Below are 21,660 nucleotides of genomic sequence, written 5' to 3'. Positions count from 1 at the left end.
CCGCTCAGTTCCTCGGCTTTCACGCAAAGAAAGGGGCGCCGGCGGCGCCCCTTTTAGTCGCTTGCGGGTGACGACTAGGCCAGTATGGCACCGTCGTCCCGGCGAATGGCGATGATCGCAGATCGCGGTAGGCCCGCCCCGTCCGGGAACGCGCCATTGTCACCGATCCCGGGATGCTGGATGCCGACGAACACGGTACGGCGGTCGGCGCTCCAGGTGAGGCCGGTCACTTCGCACTCGTTGGGGCCCACCATGAACCGGACGATCTCGCCGCTCACCGGATCACCAATCAGCATCTGATTGTTGCCCTGGCCGGCGAAGTCGCCTTCGTTCGAGTAGTTCCCGTCGGTCAGGATCCACAGGAGCCCGCGACTGTCGAATGCAACACAGTCCGGCGAATTGAACATATTGCCGGCGGTGACGTTCTCCGATCCGCCGTAGGCATCGGTGTGAACTTCCGGATTGCCGGCCATGACGTAGAGATCCCAGGTGAAGTTGGTGGCGGCGTGGTCGGCGTTGTCCGGGCGCCAGCGGACGATCTGGCCGTAGTTGTTCGCTTCGCGCGGATTGGGACCGTTGACTGGCGTCGGATCGCCGCCGGCGTTCGGCTTGACCCCGCGGTTTCTGTTGTTGGTCAGCGCAACATAGGCTTCCACCCGGCCCGGATTGACCGCGACCCACTCGGGCCGGTCCATCGTCGTGGCACCGACCTTGGACGCACCCATGCGGGTGAAGATGGTGATCTCCGCCTCGGACATGCCGGTCGATGCCGGGGTCAGTTCCAGCCACTCGCCGGTCTGATCGTCGTTGAACTTGGCGACGTAGAGCGTGCCTTCGTCGAGCAGTTTGGAGTTGTCGCCGCCTTCGACGAATTTGTCGTTGGACACGTACTTGTAGAGGAACTCGCCGCGCTCATCGTCACCGAGATAGACGACAATGCGGCCGTCGGTGGCGATGACCAGCGCCGCGTTCTCGTGCTTGAACCGTCCGAGCGCTGTCCGCTTGATCGGTGTCGCATCGGGATTGAGCGGGTCGATCTCGACGACGTAACCGTGGCGGTTGGGTTCATTCGGGTTTTCGGCGAGGTCAAAACGCGGGTCGAACTTGTCGAGGGCGTAGCGGCTCTCGGTACCGATGCCATAGCGCTGCCAGCCGTCGGTGATCTCGATTGCCTGGTCGCTCGAACCGAAATAACCGTTGAAGTTTTCCTCGCAGGTCAGATACGTACCCCAAGGCGTCCGGCCACTGCCGCAATTGTTCCAGGTGCCGAGCACCTTGGCGCCGTCGGGATCGGCCGCCGTCTTGAGGAGATCGTGCCCGGCCGCCGGGCCGCGGACCTCCATCTCCGTCTCCATGGTGATGCGCCGGTTGAAGGGCGAATCCTTGACGACCGACCAACTCCCGTCGGCCTCGGAGATTTCGATCACCGAGACGCCGTGGGCTGCCTTGACCTTGGCGACGTCGTCCTCATTCGTCGGTAACCCGTCAGCCCGGTTGGTCATCAAGACCTTGTTCTGGATGTACTCGTTGTTGATCGCCAGGATCTGTTTGTCGCCGAAGACGAACAGCTCCATGCCGTCGGTGTTGTCCCCGAACGCCTTGGCCTGCGATGCGCCGGTCCCGCCGGTTGCCATGTCGAGCTCGTCCCCATCGGACCACATCGGGTCCGCCCAACGCACCAGGACCTGCCAGTTGTAGCCGTCGGGCAGCGTGATCGTATTCGCGGTGCTTGTCGGGATTGGCGCGAAGCCGAAACGAGAGGCCGCCTCCGCGCGGCCGGAATAGAGCACCGACGTGCCCATCATCATGGCGGCCGATCCGAAGGCGACAGCGCCCCCCAAGAATCCACGGCGCGAGATAGCGCGTTCGACAACCCGGTCGAACTCCTGCTCGGACGGGCGCGGATTGTTCAACTCGTCGAGTTCGTCGAACGATAAACTCGCCTTATCGATGTGATTCATTTCGTTCTCACCTCCTTGGGGAAACGATGACCTGTGCTTTCAAGGTGCACGGGTTCGTATTTTAGAGTTGTTACATTTCAAATTTTCGACAGTCGGCGAGGCGCGGGCAGCAACGTCGAAGAATATGATTGATCTGTCAGAAAATACTTAGCCGAATAACTTGAAAGATCTTTGCCGACCGAGCCGCTAGGCTGACCACGCGCTGGTCGCGTGTTCGACGACTACTATGATCGTGACGGATTGGGCCGGTTCGTGCGCGACTAAGCCAGCCGGCGCTCGGTCACGACAAACGCCAACACGGCGTTTTCGGTCAGTTTTTCAGCTTGTAGCCGGTCCGGAAGATCCACCAGACGATCGCCAGGCACACGATCAGGAACAGCGCCGTCGCCGCCAGGCTGACGCCGACGGCGACATCGGCAATCCCGTAAAAACTCCAGCGGAAGCCGCTGACGAGATAGACCACCGGATTGAACAGCGTCACGGTCTGCCAGAACGGCGGCAGCATCGACAGCGAGTAGAAGCTGCCGCCGAGGAAGGTCAGCGGCGTGATGATCAGCAGCGGCACGATCTGCAGCTTCTCGAAGCCGTCCGCCCAGATGCCGATGATGAAGCCGAGCAGGCTGAACGTCACCGAGGTGAGGATCAGGAACAGCGCCATGAAGAACGGATGCTGGATCTCCAGCGGCACGAACAGCCCGGCGGTCGCCAGGATGATCAGCCCGAGGATGATCGACTTGGTGGCGGCGGCGCCGACATAGCCAATGACGATTTCCACGAAGGAGATCGGCGCCGACAGAAGCTCGTAGATGGTCCCGGTGAACTTCGGGAAATAGATGCCGAACGAGGCGTTCGACGTGGACTGCATCAGCAGCATCAGCATGATCAGTCCGGGAACGAGAAAGGCCCCGTAGCTGACCCCGTCGATGTCGGTGATCCGCGATCCGATCGCCGCGCCGAACACGACGAAATAGAGCGACGTCGAGATGACCGGCGAGAGGATGCTCTGCATCAGAGTCCGCGCCGTGCGCGCCATCTCGAAATAGTAGATCGCCCAGATCGCCCGCCAGTTCATCGCCGATCCCTCACGAGATTGACGAAAATATCCTCAAGCGAACTCTGCTCGGTCTGGAGATCGCGGAAACGGATTTCGGCGGCGGAGAGATCGGCGAGCAGGCGCGTTATGCCCGTCCGCTCGGCCTGGGTGTCGTAGGTGTAGACCAGTTCGGTGCCATCCTCGCTCCGCTCCAGATTGTAGGGAACGAGCGATTCCGGAAGCGTGTCGAGGGGTTTTTGAAGAACGAGGGTCAGCTGCTTCTTACCGAGTTGATGCATCAGCCTGTCCTTGTCTTCGACAAGGATGATCTCGCCCTTGCTGATCACGCCCACCCGGTCGGCCATCTCCTCGGCCTCTTCGATGTAGTGGGTGGTGAGGATGATCGTCACACCGGTATCGCGCAGACCCCGCACCACGTCCCACATGTCGCGACGAAGCTCGACATCGACCCCGGCGGTCGGCTCGTCGAGAAACAGGATGGTCGGCTCGTGCGCCAGCGCCTTGGCGATCATAACCCGCCGCTTCATGCCCCCCGACAGGGTGACGATCTTGTCGTCCTTCTTGTCGTAGAGCGACAGCGCCTTCAACACGTCGGCGACCTTGTCATCGTTACGTGGCTTGCCGAACAGCCCGCGGCTGTAGGTGACCGTCGCCCAGACCGTCTCGAATACTTCCGTTGTGAGTTCCTGGGGGACCAGACCGATGATCGACCGCGCCGCGCGATAGTCGGTGATGATATCGTGGCCGTCGGCCGTCACCGTCCCGAAGCTGGGTGTGACGATCCCACAGATGATCGAGATCAGCGTCGTCTTGCCGGCACCGTTCGGCCCGAGCAGGGCGAAGATCTCACCCCGGTTGATGTCGAGGTTGATGTCGGAGAGCGCCTGGAAACCCGACTCATAGGTCTTCGACAGACGCGAGACGGAGATGATCGATTGCATCGCGGATCACGGCGGAGTGGAGATTTGGCCTAAGGCACGGCCAAGCGGGAACGGCAAGTAGGCCCTCTCGTCCCTTTTGGCAAGAGCTGGTCCACGGGGCGTGTCAGCCTCCTGCCAATCCGCGTCGTCAGCTCTGAGGAGGTTGTTGGAACGCGTGATCGCCCAACACGTTCAGTCTGTTTCCTTGCTGATGCCGTTTGGCATCCCGCGATAGACAAATCCCAGGTCCGTATGCAGGTAGCCGAGCAGGCCGGTGTTGTCCGTACCCAACCGATGAGCCAGGCTCTGCCACCCGACCTTTCCGTCGGCCGCGGTGTGGCTGACGTCGCCCCACGCGGCTTCGGCGAGGCCGGTCACCTTGGGCAGCATCATGTATTCCGCATGTCGGTCGTTGAGCACGTACTCGCTCCACAACGTGCCTTCCAAACCGATGACATTTCGCTGTTTGGCTGTGTCCAGACGATCCAGCACCTTTTGTGCGCTCAGAGCGGCACTCAACGCGGCATGGGTGTCGAGGAAACTGCCTGCCCAGTAAAGGCCCGGCTCCCAGGCATCTGGCGTGTAGGTCAGGTCGAAGTAGAGATGATCCGCGAAGGCCAGCACGACGGGGTATCCGGCATCGGCCAAAGTCGCCGCGGACTGGATTCCGTTGGTGCTCCCTGAAGCCGGCTCCCACGCCCACACGCGGCCGACATGCTCCGGCGACAAGGCATACCGGGAGTCGATCGTCCCATCGTCGCCTTGAACGAACTGTTGCCAACCCGAAAGCTTCAGGTTCGGGTCCGATTGCTGAAGCCGTTTGAAAAACTGCTGCGAACGTTGCAGGGCGGTGAGTTGCCCTTCGCAGCTGGCGTCGTCACTCCAGGACGATGCGGGTACTTCGTCGCCGCCGACGCTGACCTCCCGCTGATGGTAGGGCGTATCCTGATTTTGAAACAGATCGTTTATGTCCTCGATGATCTGGTTCATCTTTGCAGTGAATTGCCGAGCCTGTTCTCCTTGGCCATTGTACAGACATACCGGTACGACGTTGTTGTAGTATCCTTGCACGCTGATGTAAGAGCTCTTGTCTTCCGGATTCATGAAGAGCTCGGGCTGTGAATGGACGAGCGCCCTGGCGTGCCCGGGCAAATCGATCTCGGGAATCACGGTGATATAGTTCGCATTTGCGTAAGCAATAATCTCCTGAATTTCTTCCGGTGTATAATATTTCTTGTATTGCGTCGTCGCCTGAGGATAGGCGTCTTCAATCAAACCGGCTTCTGGGTTGAAATCGACATAGTTGGTCACGTCCGTATTGGCCTGGGAATAAAGCGCCGGCGGGTTGACCGTTCCGCCGTCGGCCCGGTAGCCGCGGGTCGAGGCAGTGTCGATTTGGTCGCCTGTGATCGAATTCGGGAGAAGCAGGCGCCACCCCTCGTCGTCGGCGAAATGAATATGCAAGGTGTTCAGCTTCAAAGCCGCCATCAGATCGATTGTCTTCTTGATCCCGGCGGTCGACGCGTAATGACGCGCCACATCGCGCATTACGCCCCGATACTCGAACCGTGGTTTGTCGAAGATCTGCAAATGAGGCAGACCATCTGGATTGAGCCACGTTAGTTGGCGCAAAGTCTGTATGGCATAGAAGGCACCGGCGGCATCCCGCGCTTCAATCGCAATGCCGTCAGCAGAAATGGTTAGCGAGTATGCTTCTGGATCGGTCAGCGTCGCGCTTTGCGAAATCGTCAGGGCCCTGTCGCCGGACGGCGACAGTGTCATATCCAGATTTTCGCTAACATAGTCGCCGAAATAGTCTTCTTGGAAAGACGATGAAAAACTGAATGTGTTGGATTGTATATCCAAGCGTTCGGTGGGGTCGAAAGCGGAGACTTCCGTGGGTGTTGGGACAACGCCGAGTGCGACATACGGCGACTGGTTGTCCAACGGTCGCGATCGTTGCCAGTTCTCTTTGACATGCTTCGCGATTTGCGCCTGTGTCTTGGCAGCATCGTAACCGCCGATGCCTAAGAAACCGTCGTCAACGCCGTAAGCGCTCAACGGCGCGTTGGCCAACGTGTAGTTATTTCTGGCGACGTCATATAGAAAAAAGCTTTGGGGTAACGACGACAGGTTCGCGGGCGGCCATTGGTTACTGTCTGCAAGACTGACGTGGTAGGTCGTATTCGCCTCTAGCCGAAATTCTGCGGCAGGCGCCAGAACATTCGAATAGCCGTCGCCATAAACAAGGGCATCGGCGCCAGACGGGCCCTGCTTCACATAAGCCAGATCGGCGCAGGTCGTGGTCCCCTTGACGCAGATCGCCATCTTCAGATTCGGATTGATGGCGTTGTTGCCGGAAGTGAGCTGGTTGAACGTGCGCGGCATGTAAAAGCCGAAGCGCCAGTCGGCGATGACGGGAATGTTGAGCGTCGATAGTTCGATGTCGAGACTGTAGTCGGCCGGTTGAGAGCCGGGTGTCGTCGCGACACGCTCGATTCGCATTTGCGCGTTTTCGTCTGGATTGCCTGTCGCGGTCGTGCTCCAGCAAACGATCGCAAGAAGCGGCGCAACAAAGATGCGTGACGGAATCATTGCCAACACTCACCTGATGACCGGCGTCGGGAGCCTCAGACTGAGTGATTTTGGGCCCCCCGGCAAGCCGAAGGCCAGCCGAATCGTTCACGACATCATGCTCGCTGCCCGCGCCAGCAGCCCCCAGTATCGATTTGGCATTGATCGGGTGCTGAAGGGCAGCGCTCGCTGGAGCTTGGGGCGAGAGGGATCGTATACGCCGATCCCTCAGCCCAGCCTCTCACAGATGTCCGATGGGGTGGACACCGGCGTCTCTGTCCGACCGGCTTAGCGACCAATTCCCCGCTCAGGCGATGATGATGTCGATGTCTGGATCGAACTTGTCTTTGACGTCCGTGCCTTTGACGTGGATCGACTGGCCGCCCTTGTGGTCGACCTCAACGAGGACGCCGTCAGGTGTTTCGATGGTGGAAACATCGCTCCGCTTAATCGCACCGGCGAGGATGATGTAGTCGTAGCCGATCTCGAAGTCGGTGATCACATCGTCACCGAACTTGCCGGCGAAGACGAAACCGTCGAACTCAAAGTCCGGCTTTTTGGATCCCGCTTTGTTGCCGGACAACGTGTCGTTGCCCTTACCACCGTTCAGATTGTCCGACCCGCCGCCGCCGACCAGTTTGTCCTCGCCCTTGCCGCCGCGCAGTTTGTCGATGCCGTCACCACCGTAGATTCCGTCGTTGCCGCTCTCGCCCCTGAGCGTATCCGCCCCCTTGTTTCCGAACAGCCAGTCGTTGCCCTTCCCGCCGAATATCGAGTCTTCGCCGATATCGCCGAAAAGTTCGTCGTTACCGCTGCCGCCAAAAATCGAGTCCGAACCGACCCCGCCGTAGACGAAGTCCTTGTCCTTGCCACCACGCAGGATATCACCGGCATCGCCCCCCTTTATTGTGTCCCTGCCCTTGCCGCCGAAGATCTTGTCCAGGTCGCCACCGCCCTTGATGGTGTCGTTGCCGTCGTCGCCGTAGAGGGTGTCCTTGCCGCTGTTGCCGAGAATCTTGTCGTTGCCACGGCCGCCATAGATGGTGTCCTTGCCGGTGTTGCCGCTGAGATTGTCTTTCCCCGACCCACCAAGGATCTTGTCATCACCGCCGAAGCCCTGGAGCGTGTCCCCGCTCCCGCGACCTTTGAGGATGTCGTCGAACGGTCCGCCGAAGAAAACATCGACGAATTCATTACCCAGATATTTCCAGGTGGTCGGCCCAACGAGCGCGTCGGGGAAATTGATCTCCGGCGAAGACGCCTGGGTGTTGACGAGGTCGAGCGGCGTATTGAACCCGGTCACTTCCCAGTTGGTGCCTGGAATATTGAGGTCTTTCGCCGTGAACCCCTTGACGGTTCCGGTAAACCGCCCGTCGTCGTTCTTGCCAAACCCTTCGCCATGCAGGGTCATTTTGTACTTGACTGTGTTGTCCAGCCCACCGCGGAACTTCAAAACCGCCTTTTCATCGCTGATGACTTTGAAGTTCTTGTTCTGCAGGGCCATGCCCCTGACAAAATTCGGCCCCGCGAACGGACCGTTAACGACAATCGTTGCATCAGCCATGGGTCTTCCTCCAGCCAAGTTTTACGGATCGCGATTATTTGTCAGTGCGACCCTCTATTACAATCATACACATCAAGGCCAGAAAAAACCCGTGAGTTCAAGACAAACAAACGCGAAGACGCCGCAGCTTGGGCCATATGCTTAACGCTGCTCTTTGCTCTTGCCGGGACGCCGGTCGCAGCTAATCTGCGGGTAACACGCCCTTCCACGAAGCGCCGCCCATGCCATCGACACCGCCCAGTCCCAACGATCTCGCCGATCTCGTCGCCTGGTACGCTGAGATGGGAGTGGACGTGGCGCTCGACGAGGCGCCCGTCGATCGGTTCGCCGCGCCGCCGGAAAGGCCGGCCACACCTGCACCGGTCCCGATCGATTCTCCGGTATCCGCGCCACGGCCCACCGCCACGGTGGCACCGGGCGAAGACACCGCTCAACAGGCGCGTGAGATCGCCGGCGCCGCCCAGTCTCTCGATGAGCTCCGCGACACCCTCGACCGTTTCGAAGGCTGCAATCTGCGCCTGACCGCCACCCAGCTTGTGTTTGCCGACGGCAATCCCGAGGGGCGGGTGATGCTGATCGGCGAGGGTCCGGGCCGCGACGAGGACATCCAGGGGCTGCCATTCGTCGGCCGCTCCGGCCAGTTGCTCGACCGCATGCTCGCCGCGATCGGCCTCGACCGCACCAGCGTCTACATCGCCAACGTCGTCCCCTGGCGGCCGCCGGGAAATCGCCGGCCGACGCCCCAGGAGACGGCGGTCTGCCGCCCGTTCATCGAGCGCCAGATCGAACTCGCCGCGCCAGACTTCCTTGTCCTCCTCGGCGGAGCGGCCGCGAGTGAGCTGCTCGACAGCCGGATGGGGATCCTCAAGCTGCGCGGTCGCTGGCACGAGATGCGCGTCGGAGCGCGGCCGATTCGGACCATGCCCACCCTGCACCCCGCCTATCTCCTTCGCCAACCGCTCCACAAGCGGCTGGCCTGGCGGGATTTCCTGTCGCTGAAAGAGGCGCTCGACGGAGCCGGATAAATCCGCTCCCCACGCTGAGCCGGCGCCTCGCGGCAAGCGATGCTTGACAATCGACACGCGGCGGGCCCGATAGGCGCGAAACGGAGGGACGCATGCAATGAGCGACAAGGACCTGTTCGCCACCATCCGCGATCGCCTGTTCACCGCGGTGATCGGCGACGTCATGGACAATATCGGCCTGCATCATCAATTCCTACCGCCGGAGGTCCGGGCGTTGCAGGAGACGGTGATCGTCGGCCGCGCCATGCCGGTCCAGATCACCGATGTCGGCGACGATGATCCCGGCGACGCCTACGGCCTCCTGTTCCGCGCTCTCGACAACCTCAAGCCGGGCGAAGTTTACATGGCCGCCGGCGGCTCGCCCGACTACGCGCTGTGGGGCGGCCTGATGAGCATCCGTGCCATGCACCTGGAGGCCGCCGGCGCGATCATGGAGGGGCACCATCGCGACACCCGCGAGATCCGCCAGCTCGGGTTCCCGGTCTACTCCCTCGGCGCCTATGCCCAGGATCAGAAAGACCGCGGCTCGGTGGTCGACTTCCGCTGTCCGATCACCTTCTCCAACGGCGTCAAGGCGGCCCCCGGTGACGTGATCGTCGCCGACATCGATGGTGTGGTAGTCATCCCGAAGGACGCGCTGGACGAAGTCATCGCCGCCGCGCTCGCCAAGGTCGATGGCGAGGACAACGTCCGCAAAATGATCGAGGCCGGTGAGACCACCGAGGAAATCTTCGCCAAGACCGGCATCATGTAACCATCCGCGCCGCGGGCCGCGCCCGCTCGAGATGATCCGAAAGGCGGCCGATGGCCTCCACCCTGATCCCCATCGCCGCGCTGCTGTTGAGTTCGGCCTTCCTGCTGATGGCCGGCGGGCTGCACGGTCTGCTGCTGCCAGTTCAGGGGACTCTCGAGGGCTTCACGACGCTGGAACTCGGCCTGATCGGCACGGGCTGGTCCGTCGGGTTCATGGCCGGCTGCCTGCTGGTGCCGGTGATCGTCCGGCGGGTCGGTCACGTCCGCGGCTACGGCACCATGGCCTCGCTCGCTGCGATCGCGATCCTGCTCAACGTCCTGATCATCACCCCCGGCGCCTGGATCGCGCTCAGGGCGCTGTCCGGCTTCTGTTTCGCTGGTGCCGCGATGATCGTGGAGTCATGGCTCAACGAACGCTCGACCAGCACCAATCGCGGCACGATTTTCTCCACCTACCAGATGGTGGTGTTCGCCTCGGCGACCGCTGGCCAGCTCCTGATGGTGATCACCCCGCCGTCGGCGTTCTTCTTCTTTGTGATTGGCGCGATCCTTTACTGCCTGGCGATCCTGCCCACCGCGCTGTCGACCGCGCAGCATCCACGCCCGCTGAAGGCCGCTCGCCTCGACGTGCTGGCCCTCTATCGCAATTCGCCCGTCGCCGCCGTCGGCTGCTTCCTCATCGGCATGGTCAACGGTGCCTTCGGCGCGCTCGGCGCCGTCTACGCGCGCCAGATCGGCCTGCCGGTCGCCGATGTGGCGATCCTGATGGCCGGTGCGATGCTGGGCGGATCGCTGGTCCAGTTTCCTCTAGGGCGCTTGTCCGACAGCATGGATCGTCGACGCGTCCTGCTTGGCATCGCCGCCGCCTCGATCGTTATCGCCTCGCTGCTGTTCATGATCCAGCCGCGCGCGCCGTGGCTGGTGACCGGCATGGTCATCCTGTTCGGCGCCACAATCTACCCGATGTACGGGGTCGCGGTGGCCCACGCCAACGACTTCGCCGCGCCCGATGACTTCGTCAAGATCGCCGGCGGGCTTCTCCTGCTCCTCGGTTTCGGCATGATGGTCGGCCCGATCGCTGCCTCGCTGGCGATGGACGCCGTGGCGCCCGAGGGGCTGTTCGCGTTTGCCGCGACGACCCATCTGCTGCTGGCCCTTTACGTGACCTACCGCATGGCACGCCGCGAGGCTCCCACCCGCGAATCCTTCCACGGACTGCCGCTTAAGGCGGTCACACCCGAAAGCGCCGCCCTCGATCCGCGCGCATCCCCCGACGGCACGCCGCCGCCGCGTTCACCGGAGGAGGAAGAGCAGGAACAAGACGCCACGGCGCCCGTTTCCGAAAGCGAATCCGACCAGCCGCCGGTCGACTCCCCCCGCCGGCCGGCCTAAGCCTTGCGTCATCCGTCGATTGCGTGTGGTATCGCGACCAACGGACGGCCGGCAACGCCGTGACTCGGGGACAAGAATCGATAGCCGTGATCGCCAGCATCGGCCACAAACGACAAAGCGGCGGCAATGGTGGAACCGGCGTGCCTTCGGCAGCGTCGGATCGGTCCGCAGTGCCTGACATCGCCTCGGATGGTTCGGACCACCAGTTCCTTCGCTTCGTCGACGTCAAGAAGAGCTACGACCACAAGCACCTTGTGGTGAAAGGCTTCGACCTGGACGTTGCCAAGAGCGAATTCGTCACCCTGCTTGGGCCGTCAGGGTCGGGCAAGACCACCATCCTGATGATGCTCGCCGGCTTCGAGAGTGTCACCGGCGGCGACATTCGGATTGACGGCCGGCCGGTCACGCGGACGCCGCCGTACAAGCGCAACATCGGCATGGTCTTTCAGAACTACGCACTGTTCCCCCACATGACCGTTGCCGAGAACCTTGCCTACCCGCTCAAGGTTCGCAGCAGAACCCGGCGCGAGATCGGCGAAACCGTCGAGCGATACCTCGCACTGGTCGAGCTCGACGGGTACGGCCAACGCCATCCGGGACAGTTGTCGGGCGGCCAGCGGCAGCGGGTCGCGCTGGCCCGCGCCATGATCTTCGAACCGTCGCTGGTTCTGATGGACGAGCCGCTCGGCGCCCTCGACAAGAAGCTGCGCGAACAGATGCAGTTCGAGATCACTCAGCTCCACCGCAAGCTCGGCTTTACCGTCATCTATGTCACGCACGATCAGACCGAGGCGCTGACGATGTCGGACCGCATCGCGGTCTTCAACGAGGGCGTCGTCCAGCAATGTGCGACCCCGGACGATCTCTACGAGCGGCCGCAAAACGCCTTCGTCGCCGACTTCATCGGCGAGAACAACTTCATCCCCGGCCGGATCGTTGAGGTGCGCGGCAACTCGATTCGCGTTGCGATCACCGGAAACCAGCAGGTGACGGCACAAGCCGCCGACATTCAGGAAGTCGGTGCCGAGTGCATTGTTTCGGTCCGCCCCGAAAAGATGTTTATTCGGTCGAACGACCAGGTCGAAGGCAATGAAATCACAGCGAAATTCGTCGTGCATCACTACGTCGGCGACTTCATCCGCTACTACTTCAAGCTCGAGGATGGATCGGAGATCACGGTGAAAGTGCTGAACGATGTCACAGCACCGAGCTTCGCTGACGGCGAAAGCGCCCGACTCTTCTGGCAGTCGAATGACTGCTATGCTTTCCGCCATATGTGATCCGGCCCGCGCGAAGCGCGCGGATTGTTCCAAGATCGACAACCCAACGAAGAAGGAGTGGAGCATGAGACTGATCACCTTGGCGACCGGCGCGGTCGCCATCGCCGCGGTAGCGGCGACTCAGGTATCGGCGCAGGAGATGACCGCTGTGTCGTTCGGTGGTGCGTATGGCGCCGCTCAGAAGGAACACATGGTCGACCCCTTCATCGAGGCGACCGGTATCAACGTCCTGTTTCAGGATTATTCCGGCGGTGTTGCCGAAATCAAGGCGCAGGTCGAGGCCGGCAACGTTCAGTGGGACGCGATCGACATCGAAGTCATTGACCTTGAGCGCGCCTGCTCGGAGGGTCTGCTGGAGGTTATTCCCCGCGACATTCTACCCCCGGGCGATGACGGAACCCCGGCCGAGGAAGACTTCTTTCCGGCGGCCCTCGAAAGCGAATGCGGCGTCGGCGTGATCTTCTGGGCAATCATCTTCGCCTACAACACCGAGACGATCCAAGGCGGCAACCCGAGCACGATCGCCGACTTCTTCGACACCGAGACGTTCCCCGGCAAACGGGCGCTCCGCAAGCGGCCTCAGGTCAACCTCGAATGGGCGCTGATCGCCGACGGCGTCCCGCCGGCGGAGGTCTACGATGTGCTGTCGACCGATGAGGGGCAGGATCGCGCCTTCGCGAAGCTGGCGACCATCAAGGACGACATCGTCTGGTTCGACTCCTGGTCGCAGGCCCCGCAGCTCCTGAATGACGGCGGTGCGGTGATGGTTCAGTCGGCCAACGGTCGTATCTTCGGTGCCATCAAGGACGACGGTCGCCCGTTCGTCCAGGTTTGGGACAGCAACGTTTACGACCTTGACGTCTGGGCCGTGGTGAAGGATGCGCCCAACAAGGAAGCGGCAATGCAGTTCGTCGCCTTCGCGACGAGCACGGTGCCGCTCGCCGGCATGCAGGATGTCGCCTATGGCCCGACGCGGCGTTCCAGTGAGCCGCTGCTCGAGCCCGGCATCGACAAGGAACTGCCGACCGCCCACATTGACGACGGCATCAAGGCCGACGGCATCTTCTGGGCCGATTTCGGCGAGACGCTCGGCGAGAAGTTCAACGAGTGGCTTCTCCAGTAACGATGAGATCGATGGCGCCGGACCGGGTCCGGCGCCATCCGACGTCGTGGATCGTGCATCGATGGGCGTGCTGCCGTGGCTGAGGCGACCGTCCAACCCGGGCCGACCCGCCGGGAACGCCGGCTCCGCGAGTCGCGGCTGACGGCCGACGAGGCACGCTTTGCCCAACAGGATCTCCGTCGGCGTCGACTGACGGCCGTCGGCCTTGTCGCGCCACTGTTTCTGTTTGTGATTTTCGCGTTCTTCGCACCGATCGCCACGATGCTCCATCGGAGCGTCTACAATCCGACGGTCGTCCAACTCATTCCCGACACCCTAGCCAGCCTGGCGAGTTGGAACGGCGAAGGCACGCCGGACGCAGCCGTTCTGACGACAATGGCCGTCGACTTGAAGCGGCTGCAGGGAGATCGGACGGCGGGTCGGTTCGGTGAAGCGCTAAACCGCGCGCTGCCCGGAAGTTCCAGTCTCGTCAAGTCGACAGCGCGGCGACTTGGTCGGCTGGACGATGCTGAACTCACCGCTAATGGCGGCGCGGTGCTTCTCGAGATCAATGAGAGATGGGCGGCGCCCGAGCTATGGATCAGCATCCAACGACTCGGGCATGCCTACACGATCGACAACTACCTCACCGCGCTCGACCTGGAGCGAGCGCCAGACGGGACGATCCGGGAACGCGAGTCCGCGCAAATCTATGTCGCGCTCTACACGAAGACGCTACGCATCGCGCTCGTCATCACGGTGCTGTGCCTGATCCTCGGCTACCCGCTGTCGTTCTACCTCGCCAACGCGCCACCGACGACGGCGAACCTTCTCATGATCCTGGTGCTGCTGCCGTTCTGGACGTCGCTGCTCGTGCGCACCACCGCGTGGATCGTGCTCCTTCAGACCAACGGTGTCGTCAACTCGGTGCTGATGGCGGTGGGCATTACCGGCGAACCGCTGGAGATGCTCTACACCGAGTTCGCCACCATCGTCGCCATGACCCACATCCTGCTGCCGTTCATGGTCCTTCCGCTCTACAGTGTGATGAAGGGGATCGATCCGAGTTACATGCGCGCTGCGATGTCGTTGGGATCGCCGCCGATACCCGCGTTCCTGCGGGTCTACCTTCCCATGACCATGCCGGGTGTATCGGCCGGCGCGCTGCTCGTCTTCATCATTTCGGTCGGCTACTACATCACCCCGGCCCTGGTCGGCGGAACCGACGGGCAGATGATTTCCAACATTATCGCCTTCCACATGCAGCAGTCGAACAACTGGGAACTGGCGGCCGCGCTCGGCGCGCTTCTGCTCGTCGTGATCATCGTCCTTTATTGGGTGTACGACCTCCTGGTCGGCGCCGACAACCTGAAGTTCAGTTGAGCGATGTCCCGCCGATTCCCTCTTTATTTCGGCTTCTGGCACAAGCTCGGCGTCTACGCGGTCCGTGTGTACGCCGCTGCCGTCCTGTTATTCCTGATCCTGCCGATCTTCGTCATCATCCCGCTCTCGTTCAATGCGGAACCGTTTTTCAGCTTCACGCCGGAGATGCTGCGGCTGGAGCCCGAGGCTTTTTCGCTGCGCTGGTATCGGCAGATCCTCGACGATCCCAACTGGATCCTGTCGATCGAGAACAGCTTCTTCATCGGCATCTGCGCCACCATCGTCGCGACGGTGCTTGGGACGATCGCCGCGGTCGGGTTGGCGAGCCCTGCGATGCCGTTCAAACGGCTCATCACCGCGCTACTGCTCTCGCCGATGATCGTCCCGCTGATCATCATCGCTGCGGGCATGTTCTTCTTCTACACGCGGTTCAATCTTGTCGGCACCTACACCGGCCTGATCATCGCCCACGCCGCGCTCGGCGTTCCGTTCGTGATCGTCACCGTCACCGCGACACTCGTCGGCTTCGACCGCTCGCTCTACGATGCCGGCCTCGGCCTCGGTGCCAACCCGATCCGCGCCTTCAAGGACGTCGTCCTGCCGCTGATCCGCCCCGGCGTGATCTCCGGCGCCCTGTTTGCCTTCGTCACCAGCTTCGATGAAGTGGTGCTGGTTTTGTTTCTCGCCGGGCCAGAGCAACGCACCATCCCGCGCCAGATGTTTTCTGGCCTGCGCGAGCAGATCAACCCAACTATCCTGGCGGTTGCCACCCTGCTGGTCATCGTTTCCATCGCCCTTCTGTTCACCCTTGAATTTCTGCGGAACCGGTCGATCCGTCTGCGCGGCGCGTCAGTGGAGTAGCCAGGGCGGCCGCGCCGCCTGCGACCGTCGGCGCCGATCCGCCCCGTTGTCTTGTCGCCGTGGGCTTGATAACGAAGACGGTTAAGGGCGTCGGCACCACAAGCCGGCAGGGCGGCCGAAAACAAGGCCGAAGGGGATAACGGAGTGTATGGAGTATTTCACCCAGCAGCTCATTAACGGCGTCACACTTGGATCGATCTACGGGCTGATCGCGATCGGCTACACGATGGTCTACGGGATCATCGGCATGATCAATTTCGCCCATGGCGATATTTTCATGGTCGGCGCCTTCATCGGCCTGATCGCCCTGATCATCCTCGGCGTCACCGCGGCAACGCCATTCTTCCTCCTGATCCTCGCGCTTCTGATTGTCATCGCCATCGCCATGTCGCTGACCGCGGTGTGGGGCTGGACGGTCGAACGGATCGCCTACCGGCCACTGCGCGGATCGTTCCGGCTCGCGCCGCTGATCACCGCGATCGGCATGTCGATCACGTTGCAGAACCTGGTGCAGAACAGCCAGGGCGCCCGGGTCAAGCCGATCCAGCCGATCGTCACCGGCGGCTACACCGTCATGGAGAGCCCGGACGGGTTCGTCGTCCAGCTGTCCAACATGCAGATCATCATCGTGGTGCTGACCGTGGCGCTGATGGCTGGCTTCACGCTGCTGATCAACAAGACCCCGCTCGGCCGTGCCCAGCGCGCCTGCGAGCAGGATGCCCGCATGGCCTCCCTGCTCGGCGTCAATGTCGACCGCACCATCTCGCTGACCTTCGTGATGGGCGCCGCACTGGCTGCCGTCGCCGGCGTGATGTTTGTGCTCTATTACGGCGTCATCGACTTCTATATCGGCTTCCTCGCCGGGGTGAAGGCGTTCACGGCGGCGGTCCTCGGCGGCATCGGATCGCTGCCCGGCGCCATGCTCGGCGGTCTCTTGATCGGACTGATCGAGACATTCTGGTCGGCCTATTTCTCGGTCGAGTACAAGGACGTCGCAGCCTTCTCGATCCTCGCCATCACCTTGATCTTCCTGCCGTCCGGTCTGCTTGGCCGCCCCGAGGTCGAAAAGGTCTAGGATGGCGAGTGTCACCGAAGAGAGCGCCGTCGATACCGGCCCGGTCGGCGCCGAGATCGAAGACGAGCGACGCGGACGCGCCCTCGCCGGTGAGCCGCCCTTCAAGGAACGCCCGGCCCCTGACCGTCTCGGCGCGGCGCTGAAGGACGCCATCGTCGCCGCGCTGATCGCCTTCGCTCTGGCCGGTCCGATGGTTGGCCTCCGTACCGAGACCGCGATCGGCGGTTTGTCCCTGTCCCAGCACTGGCTGCCCGTCGCTGCCATCGTCGGGATCGTCTTCGTTGGCCGGCTCATCCTCAACCTTTTCGTCTGGGGTCACCGGGGCGGCGGCGCGACGGCCATCACCGCGACGGCCACCCAGCGCCTGACCACCGGCGTCAACCTCGCCAACTGGAGAAACCCGGGCTTGTTGGTGGCGATCGCCTTCACGCTGGTGATGCCGTTCATGCCCTTCGCCGACCGCTACTGGATGGATCAGGCGATCGTGGTGCTGACCTACTGCATGCTCGGCTGGGGGCTGAATGTGGTGGTCGGCCTCGCCGGCCTGCTCGACCTTGGCTACGTCGCCTTCTACGCCGTCGGCGCCTACTCGTTCGCCCTGCTCGCCACCAACTTCGACCTCGGCTTCTGGGTCTGTCTTCCGATGGCCGGCATGCTTGCCGCCGGCTGGGGGCTGATGCTCGGCTTCCCGGTGCTGCGGCTTCGCGGCGATTATCTTGCCATCGTCACCCTCGCCTTCGGCGAGATTATCCGCGTCGTCCTGCTCAACTGGTATGAGTTCACCGGCGGCCCGGATGGTGTCTCCGGCATCCCGCGTCCCACCCTTTTCGGCATTCCGTTCGATCGCAGTGAGGAAGGGTTCGCTGCGGTGTTCGGGCTCGAGTACTCACCGCTTCAAAGGATAATATTCCTATACTACATCATCCTCATCCTGGCGCTGATCACCAACTACGTCACGTTGCGCCTCCGCCGACTGCCGGTTGGCCGCGCCTGGGAAGCGCTCCGCGAGGACGAGATCGCCTGCCGGTCGCTCGGCATCAACACCACCAATACCAAGCTCTCGGCCTTCGCGATCGGCGCCATGTTCGGCGGCTTCGCCGGCTCGTTCTTCGCCACCCGGCAGGGCTTCATCTCGCCGGAGAGTTTCACCGCGATCGAGTCGTTCATCATCCTCGCCGTGGTGGTGCTCGGCGGCCTCGGCAGTCAGTTCGGCATCGTCATCGCCGTGATCTTCCTCAACCTCGCCTTTGAGCTGCTGCGCGAATTGCAGGAGTACCGCATGCTGATCGTCGGCATGTCGATGGTGCTGATCATGGTCTGGCGGCCGCGCGGGCTGATCTCCACCCGCCTGCCGTCGATCACCCTGAAAGGGCGCGCCAAGGCGGTGCGTGGCGAACTCGTCGGGGAGGGCAGCGGGTGAACCGCTGGGAGTCCGACCCGATCCTCGTGGTCGAGCATTTGACCATGCGGTTCGGTGGCCTGATCGCCGTCGATGATCTGTCCTTCTCGGTCGGCCGCCGTGACATCACCGCGATCATCGGCCCCAACGGTGCCGGCAAGACGACCGTGTTCAACTGCATCACCGGCTTCTACAAGCCGAGCGAAGGTCGCATCGCCCTCACCCTGACCGGTTCCGATCCGGACACGCTGGCGCGACTGACCGCCGGTGGCGCCCGCGGATCGCGCGACCGCAACGTCTTCCTGCTCGACCGGATGCCGGATTTCGAGATCGCCCGTGACGCCCGGGTCGCCCGCACCTTCCAGAACATCCGCCTGTTCGGCGGCATGACCGTGCTCGAGAACCTGTTCGTCGCCCAGCATAACAAGCTGATGCGAGAATCGAGTTTCACGGTCGGTGGCCTGCTCGGTCTCGCCCGCTACCGCCGCGGTCTCGACGATGGGCTGGAGAAGGCCAAGTACTGGCTCGAACGTGTCGACTTGACCGAACGGGCCGACGACCCGGCCGCGGACCTGCCCTATGGCGACCAGCGCCGGCTCGAAATTGCCCGCGCCATGTGCACCGAACCGAAGCTGCTCTGCCTCGACGAGCCGGCCGCCGGGCTGAACCCACGCGAGTCGGCCGAGCTCAACAAGCTGCTTCGCTACATCCGCGACGAGCACGAGATCTCCGTGCTTTTGATCGAGCACGACATGGGCGTGGTGATGGAGATCTCCGACCACATCGTCGTCCTCGACTACGGCGAGAAGATTTCTGACGGGTCGGCCGACCATGTGCGCAACGATCCCAAGGTGATCGCCGCCTATCTCGGGGTGGAGGACGATGAGGTCGAGGCGGCCGAACATGAGGCCTCGGCATGACGGCTCTGCTCTCGGTCAACGGCGTCAAGACTTACTACGGCAACATCATCGCGTTGCGCGGGGTCGACATCGAAGTCAACGAAGGGGAAATCGTTACCCTGATCGGCGCCAATGGCGCCGGCAAGTCGACTCTGATGATGACCATCTGCGGCAGTCCGCGAGCGCGCGAAGGCCGCATCGTCTTCAACGGCATCGACATCACCGATTACCCGACCCACGACATCATGCGCATGTCGATCAGCCAGGCGCCGGAAGGCCGGCGGATCTTCCCGCGCATGACCGTCATCGAGAACCTGCAGATGGGCGCGGCGACCATCGGCGGGAAGCACTTCGACGAAGATGCCGAACGGATGTTCAGGCTGTTCCCGATCCTGAAACAGCGGCTTGAACAGCGTGGCGGCACGTTATCGGGCGGCGAGCAGCAGATGCTGGCCATCGCGCGCGCCCTGATGAGCCGGCCTCGCCTTTTGCTTCTCGACGAACCGTCGCTGGGCCTCGCGCCGCTTATCGTGCGCCAGATCTTTGACGTGCTGCGTGAACTGAACCGCAAGGATGGTCTGACGGTGTTCCTGGTGGAACAGAACGCGTTTCATGCGCTCCGCCTTGCCCATCGTGGCTACGTCATGGTCAACGGAACCATTGCTATGACCGGGACCGGCCGAGAGCTGTTACAGAAGGAGGAAGTCCGCGCCGCCTATCTCGAGGGTGGAGCGCACTGACGATGGGCGTGCTTTGGGAGAACTCGGCAGGCGTTTTCATTGCGGTCACCGTCGTGCTCGGCGGTGGTGCATCGTATCTGACCGGCCGCGCCGTCGCGATCACATGGCGCCCGATCTTCAAACTCGTCGGCTATGTCCTCCTGCTAACCGCCGCGACACGCTTCATCCATTACGCATTGTTCGAAGGGACGTTGGTGTCGCTGCACTATTTCGTCGTTGACTTCATCGTTCTCTTCGCGCTGGGGTTTTTCGGCTATCGCGTGACCCGCGCGCGGCAGATGACGAGCCAGTATGGCTGGCTTTACACCCGCGTTGGACCGTTCAATTGGCGCCAGCGGCCCTCCGCGACTCCGGACACGAATTGGCAGGACTAGCGCGCGTTGCGCCTTAGGCGACGAAGGGATAACGTGACATCAGCAGGGGCGGCTGGAGCTGTCTCGGCGCAAAAAAGGTGAGTTACCACCATCCACTCCAGGGGAGTTATGTGTATGAAAACAATGATCAAACTCGGACTCGCTTTAGCCGCGAGCACGGCGCTGGCGAGCAGCGCTTTCGCGGATATCACCATCGCCACCGCCGGACCGATGACTGGCCAGTATGCAACGTTCGGTGCCCAGATGAAGGCTGGCGCTGAGCAGGCGGTCGAAGATATCAACGCCGCCGGTGGTGTGCTCGGCGAGATGTTGGTGCTTGAGGTCGGTGATGACGCTTGCGATCCGAAGCAGGCTGTCGCAGTCGCCAACCAGATGGCGGGCAGGGGCGTTTCCTTGATGGCCGGCCACTTCTGCTCCGGTTCTTCGATCCCGGCATCGGACGTCTACTACGACGAATCCATCATCCAGATTTCGCCGGCGTCGACCAATCCGAAGTTCACCGACGAACGGCCCGGCAAGGGCATCATGCGGGTCTGCGGCCGCGACGATCAGCAGGGTCAGGTCGCCGGCGAGTTCCTTGCCTCGAACTTTGGCGACAAGAACATCGCCATCATTCACGACAAGACCGCTTACGGCAAAGGCCTGGCCGATCAGACTCAGAAGTTCATGAACGAGGCCGGCGCGACCGAAATCCTCTACGAGGCCTACACGGCTGGTGAGAAGGACTACAATTCGCTCGTGTCGAAGCTGAAGGCCGCCAATGTTGATGTGCTCTATGTCGGCGGCTATCACACCGAGGCCGGTCTGATTAAGCGCCAGATGGTCGACCAGGGCATGGACACCATGCTGGTCTCCGGCGACGCGCTGGTCACCGACGAGTACTGGTCGATCACCGGTGATGCCGGTGCCGGCACGCTGATGACCTTCTCGCCCGATCCGCGCAAGAACCCGATCGCCGCACCGGTGGTCGAGCGTCTTGAGGCCGCGGGCCGGACGACGGAAGGCTATTCGCTCTACACCTACGCCGCGATCCAGGCTTGGGCGCAGGCGGCGGAGCGCGCCGGTTCGGTCAAGTATGATCCGGTTGTTGCCGAACTCGAGACCGGCACATTCGATACGGTACTGGGAGAGTTCAGCTTCAACGGCAAGGGTGACGTGAACATCCCCGGCTACGTCTTCTACGAATGGGCCAACGGTAGCTACGACTACCGGTAATCCGGACCCCGAACGGGCGATCCGTTCGACCGAAACCCGAAGAGCCCGGCACTATGCCGGGCTCTTTTCTTACGTAGCGCCGCTTCCCC

Annotated in this window: 18 protein-coding genes; 13 read left to right on the top strand and 5 right to left on the bottom strand. The window is 62.3% G+C overall.

Annotated elements, in window-relative coordinates:
* Positions 1-74: 74 nt before the first annotated feature.
* From ACO076_RS11910 to ACO076_RS11890, 5 genes are all read right to left on the bottom strand, one after another.
* Positions 75-1,961 carry a PhoX family protein gene (locus ACO076_RS11910; RefSeq protein WP_421723049.1) on the bottom strand — a complete coding sequence of 629 codons (1,887 nt, stop codon included), beginning with the start codon at positions 1,959-1,961 and terminating at the stop codon, positions 75-77.
* A gap of 310 nt (positions 1,962-2,271) precedes the next feature.
* Complete coding sequence (locus ACO076_RS11905) at positions 2,272-3,033, bottom strand: ABC transporter permease (protein WP_421723048.1); 762 nt, start codon at positions 3,031-3,033, stop codon at positions 2,272-2,274.
* A complete protein-coding gene (locus tag ACO076_RS11900; RefSeq protein WP_421723047.1) occupies positions 3,030-3,956 on the bottom strand; it encodes an ABC transporter ATP-binding protein in 927 nt (308 codons plus the stop codon). The genes ACO076_RS11905 and ACO076_RS11900 overlap by 4 nt, the downstream gene beginning before the upstream one ends.
* A gap of 171 nt (positions 3,957-4,127) precedes the next feature.
* Positions 4,128-6,530: a beta-N-acetylhexosaminidase gene (locus ACO076_RS11895; protein ID WP_421723046.1), complete on the bottom strand. Its 2,403-nt coding sequence runs from the start codon at positions 6,528-6,530 to the stop codon at positions 4,128-4,130.
* Between the two features lie 286 nt (positions 6,531-6,816).
* Entirely contained in the window at positions 6,817-8,073 is a 1,257-nt protein-coding gene (locus ACO076_RS11890) for a calcium-binding protein (RefSeq protein ID WP_421723045.1), read from the bottom strand.
* Positions 8,074-8,294: 221 nt separating this feature from the next.
* Here ACO076_RS11890 and ACO076_RS11885 point away from each other — a divergent pair, with 221 nt between their 5' ends.
* The 13 genes from ACO076_RS11885 to ACO076_RS11825 all read left to right on the top strand — a co-directional run bounded on the left by ACO076_RS11885 (position 8,295) and on the right by ACO076_RS11825 (position 21,571).
* Positions 8,295-9,098 carry a uracil-DNA glycosylase gene (locus tag ACO076_RS11885; RefSeq protein WP_421723044.1) on the top strand — a complete coding sequence of 268 codons (804 nt, stop codon included), beginning with the start codon at positions 8,295-8,297 and terminating at the stop codon, positions 9,096-9,098.
* A gap of 97 nt (positions 9,099-9,195) precedes the next feature.
* Positions 9,196-9,852: an RraA family protein gene (locus ACO076_RS11880; RefSeq protein ID WP_421723043.1), complete on the top strand. Its 657-nt coding sequence runs from the start codon at positions 9,196-9,198 to the stop codon at positions 9,850-9,852.
* Between the two features lie 50 nt (positions 9,853-9,902).
* Positions 9,903-11,243, top strand: a complete 1,341-nt coding sequence (locus tag ACO076_RS11875; RefSeq protein WP_421723042.1) for an MFS transporter — start codon at positions 9,903-9,905, stop codon at positions 11,241-11,243.
* Between the two features lie 170 nt (positions 11,244-11,413).
* A complete protein-coding gene (locus ACO076_RS11870; RefSeq protein ID WP_421723041.1) occupies positions 11,414-12,523 on the top strand; it encodes an ABC transporter ATP-binding protein in 1,110 nt (369 codons plus the stop codon).
* 64 nt (positions 12,524-12,587) lie between these two features.
* Complete coding sequence (locus ACO076_RS11865; protein WP_421723040.1) at positions 12,588-13,646, top strand: ABC transporter substrate-binding protein; 1,059 nt, start codon at positions 12,588-12,590, stop codon at positions 13,644-13,646.
* 75 nt (positions 13,647-13,721) lie between these two features.
* Positions 13,722-15,008, top strand: coding sequence for an ABC transporter permease (locus ACO076_RS11860; RefSeq protein ID WP_421723039.1), 1,287 nt, complete (start codon positions 13,722-13,724; stop codon positions 15,006-15,008).
* 3 nt (positions 15,009-15,011) lie between these two features.
* Positions 15,012-15,869, top strand: coding sequence for an ABC transporter permease (locus ACO076_RS11855; RefSeq protein WP_421723038.1), 858 nt, complete (start codon positions 15,012-15,014; stop codon positions 15,867-15,869).
* A gap of 148 nt (positions 15,870-16,017) precedes the next feature.
* On the top strand, positions 16,018-16,944 hold the full coding sequence (locus ACO076_RS11850) for an ABC transporter permease subunit (protein WP_421723037.1): 927 nt from the start codon (positions 16,018-16,020) through the stop codon (positions 16,942-16,944).
* A gap of 1 nt (position 16,945) precedes the next feature.
* Complete coding sequence (livM, locus tag ACO076_RS11845; RefSeq protein ID WP_421723036.1) at positions 16,946-18,364, top strand: high-affinity branched-chain amino acid ABC transporter permease LivM; 1,419 nt, start codon at positions 16,946-16,948, stop codon at positions 18,362-18,364.
* A 44-nt stretch (positions 18,365-18,408) separates the two neighbouring features.
* The gene (locus ACO076_RS11840) at positions 18,409-19,263 is read left to right on the top strand and encodes an ABC transporter ATP-binding protein (RefSeq protein ID WP_421726726.1); all 855 of its coding nucleotides are present in this window, start codon (positions 18,409-18,411) and stop codon (positions 19,261-19,263) included.
* Positions 19,260-19,982, top strand: a complete 723-nt coding sequence (locus ACO076_RS11835) for an ABC transporter ATP-binding protein (protein WP_421723035.1) — start codon at positions 19,260-19,262, stop codon at positions 19,980-19,982. The genes ACO076_RS11840 and ACO076_RS11835 overlap by 4 nt, the downstream gene beginning before the upstream one ends.
* Positions 19,983-19,984: 2 nt before the next feature.
* The gene (locus tag ACO076_RS11830; protein WP_421723034.1) at positions 19,985-20,356 is read left to right on the top strand and encodes a DUF6867 family protein; all 372 of its coding nucleotides are present in this window, start codon (positions 19,985-19,987) and stop codon (positions 20,354-20,356) included.
* Between the two features lie 114 nt (positions 20,357-20,470).
* Positions 20,471-21,571, top strand: coding sequence for a branched-chain amino acid ABC transporter substrate-binding protein (locus ACO076_RS11825; protein WP_421723033.1), 1,101 nt, complete (start codon positions 20,471-20,473; stop codon positions 21,569-21,571).
* The last annotated feature ends 89 nt before the right edge of the window (positions 21,572-21,660 follow it).

The sequence above is a fragment of the Bauldia sp. genome (assembly GCF_965232525.1).
GTDB lineage: Bacteria > Pseudomonadota > Alphaproteobacteria > Rhizobiales > Kaistiaceae > Bauldia.
Note: the sequence above shows the minus strand (reverse complement) of the source record. Positions and strands in the feature narration are given on the sequence as shown.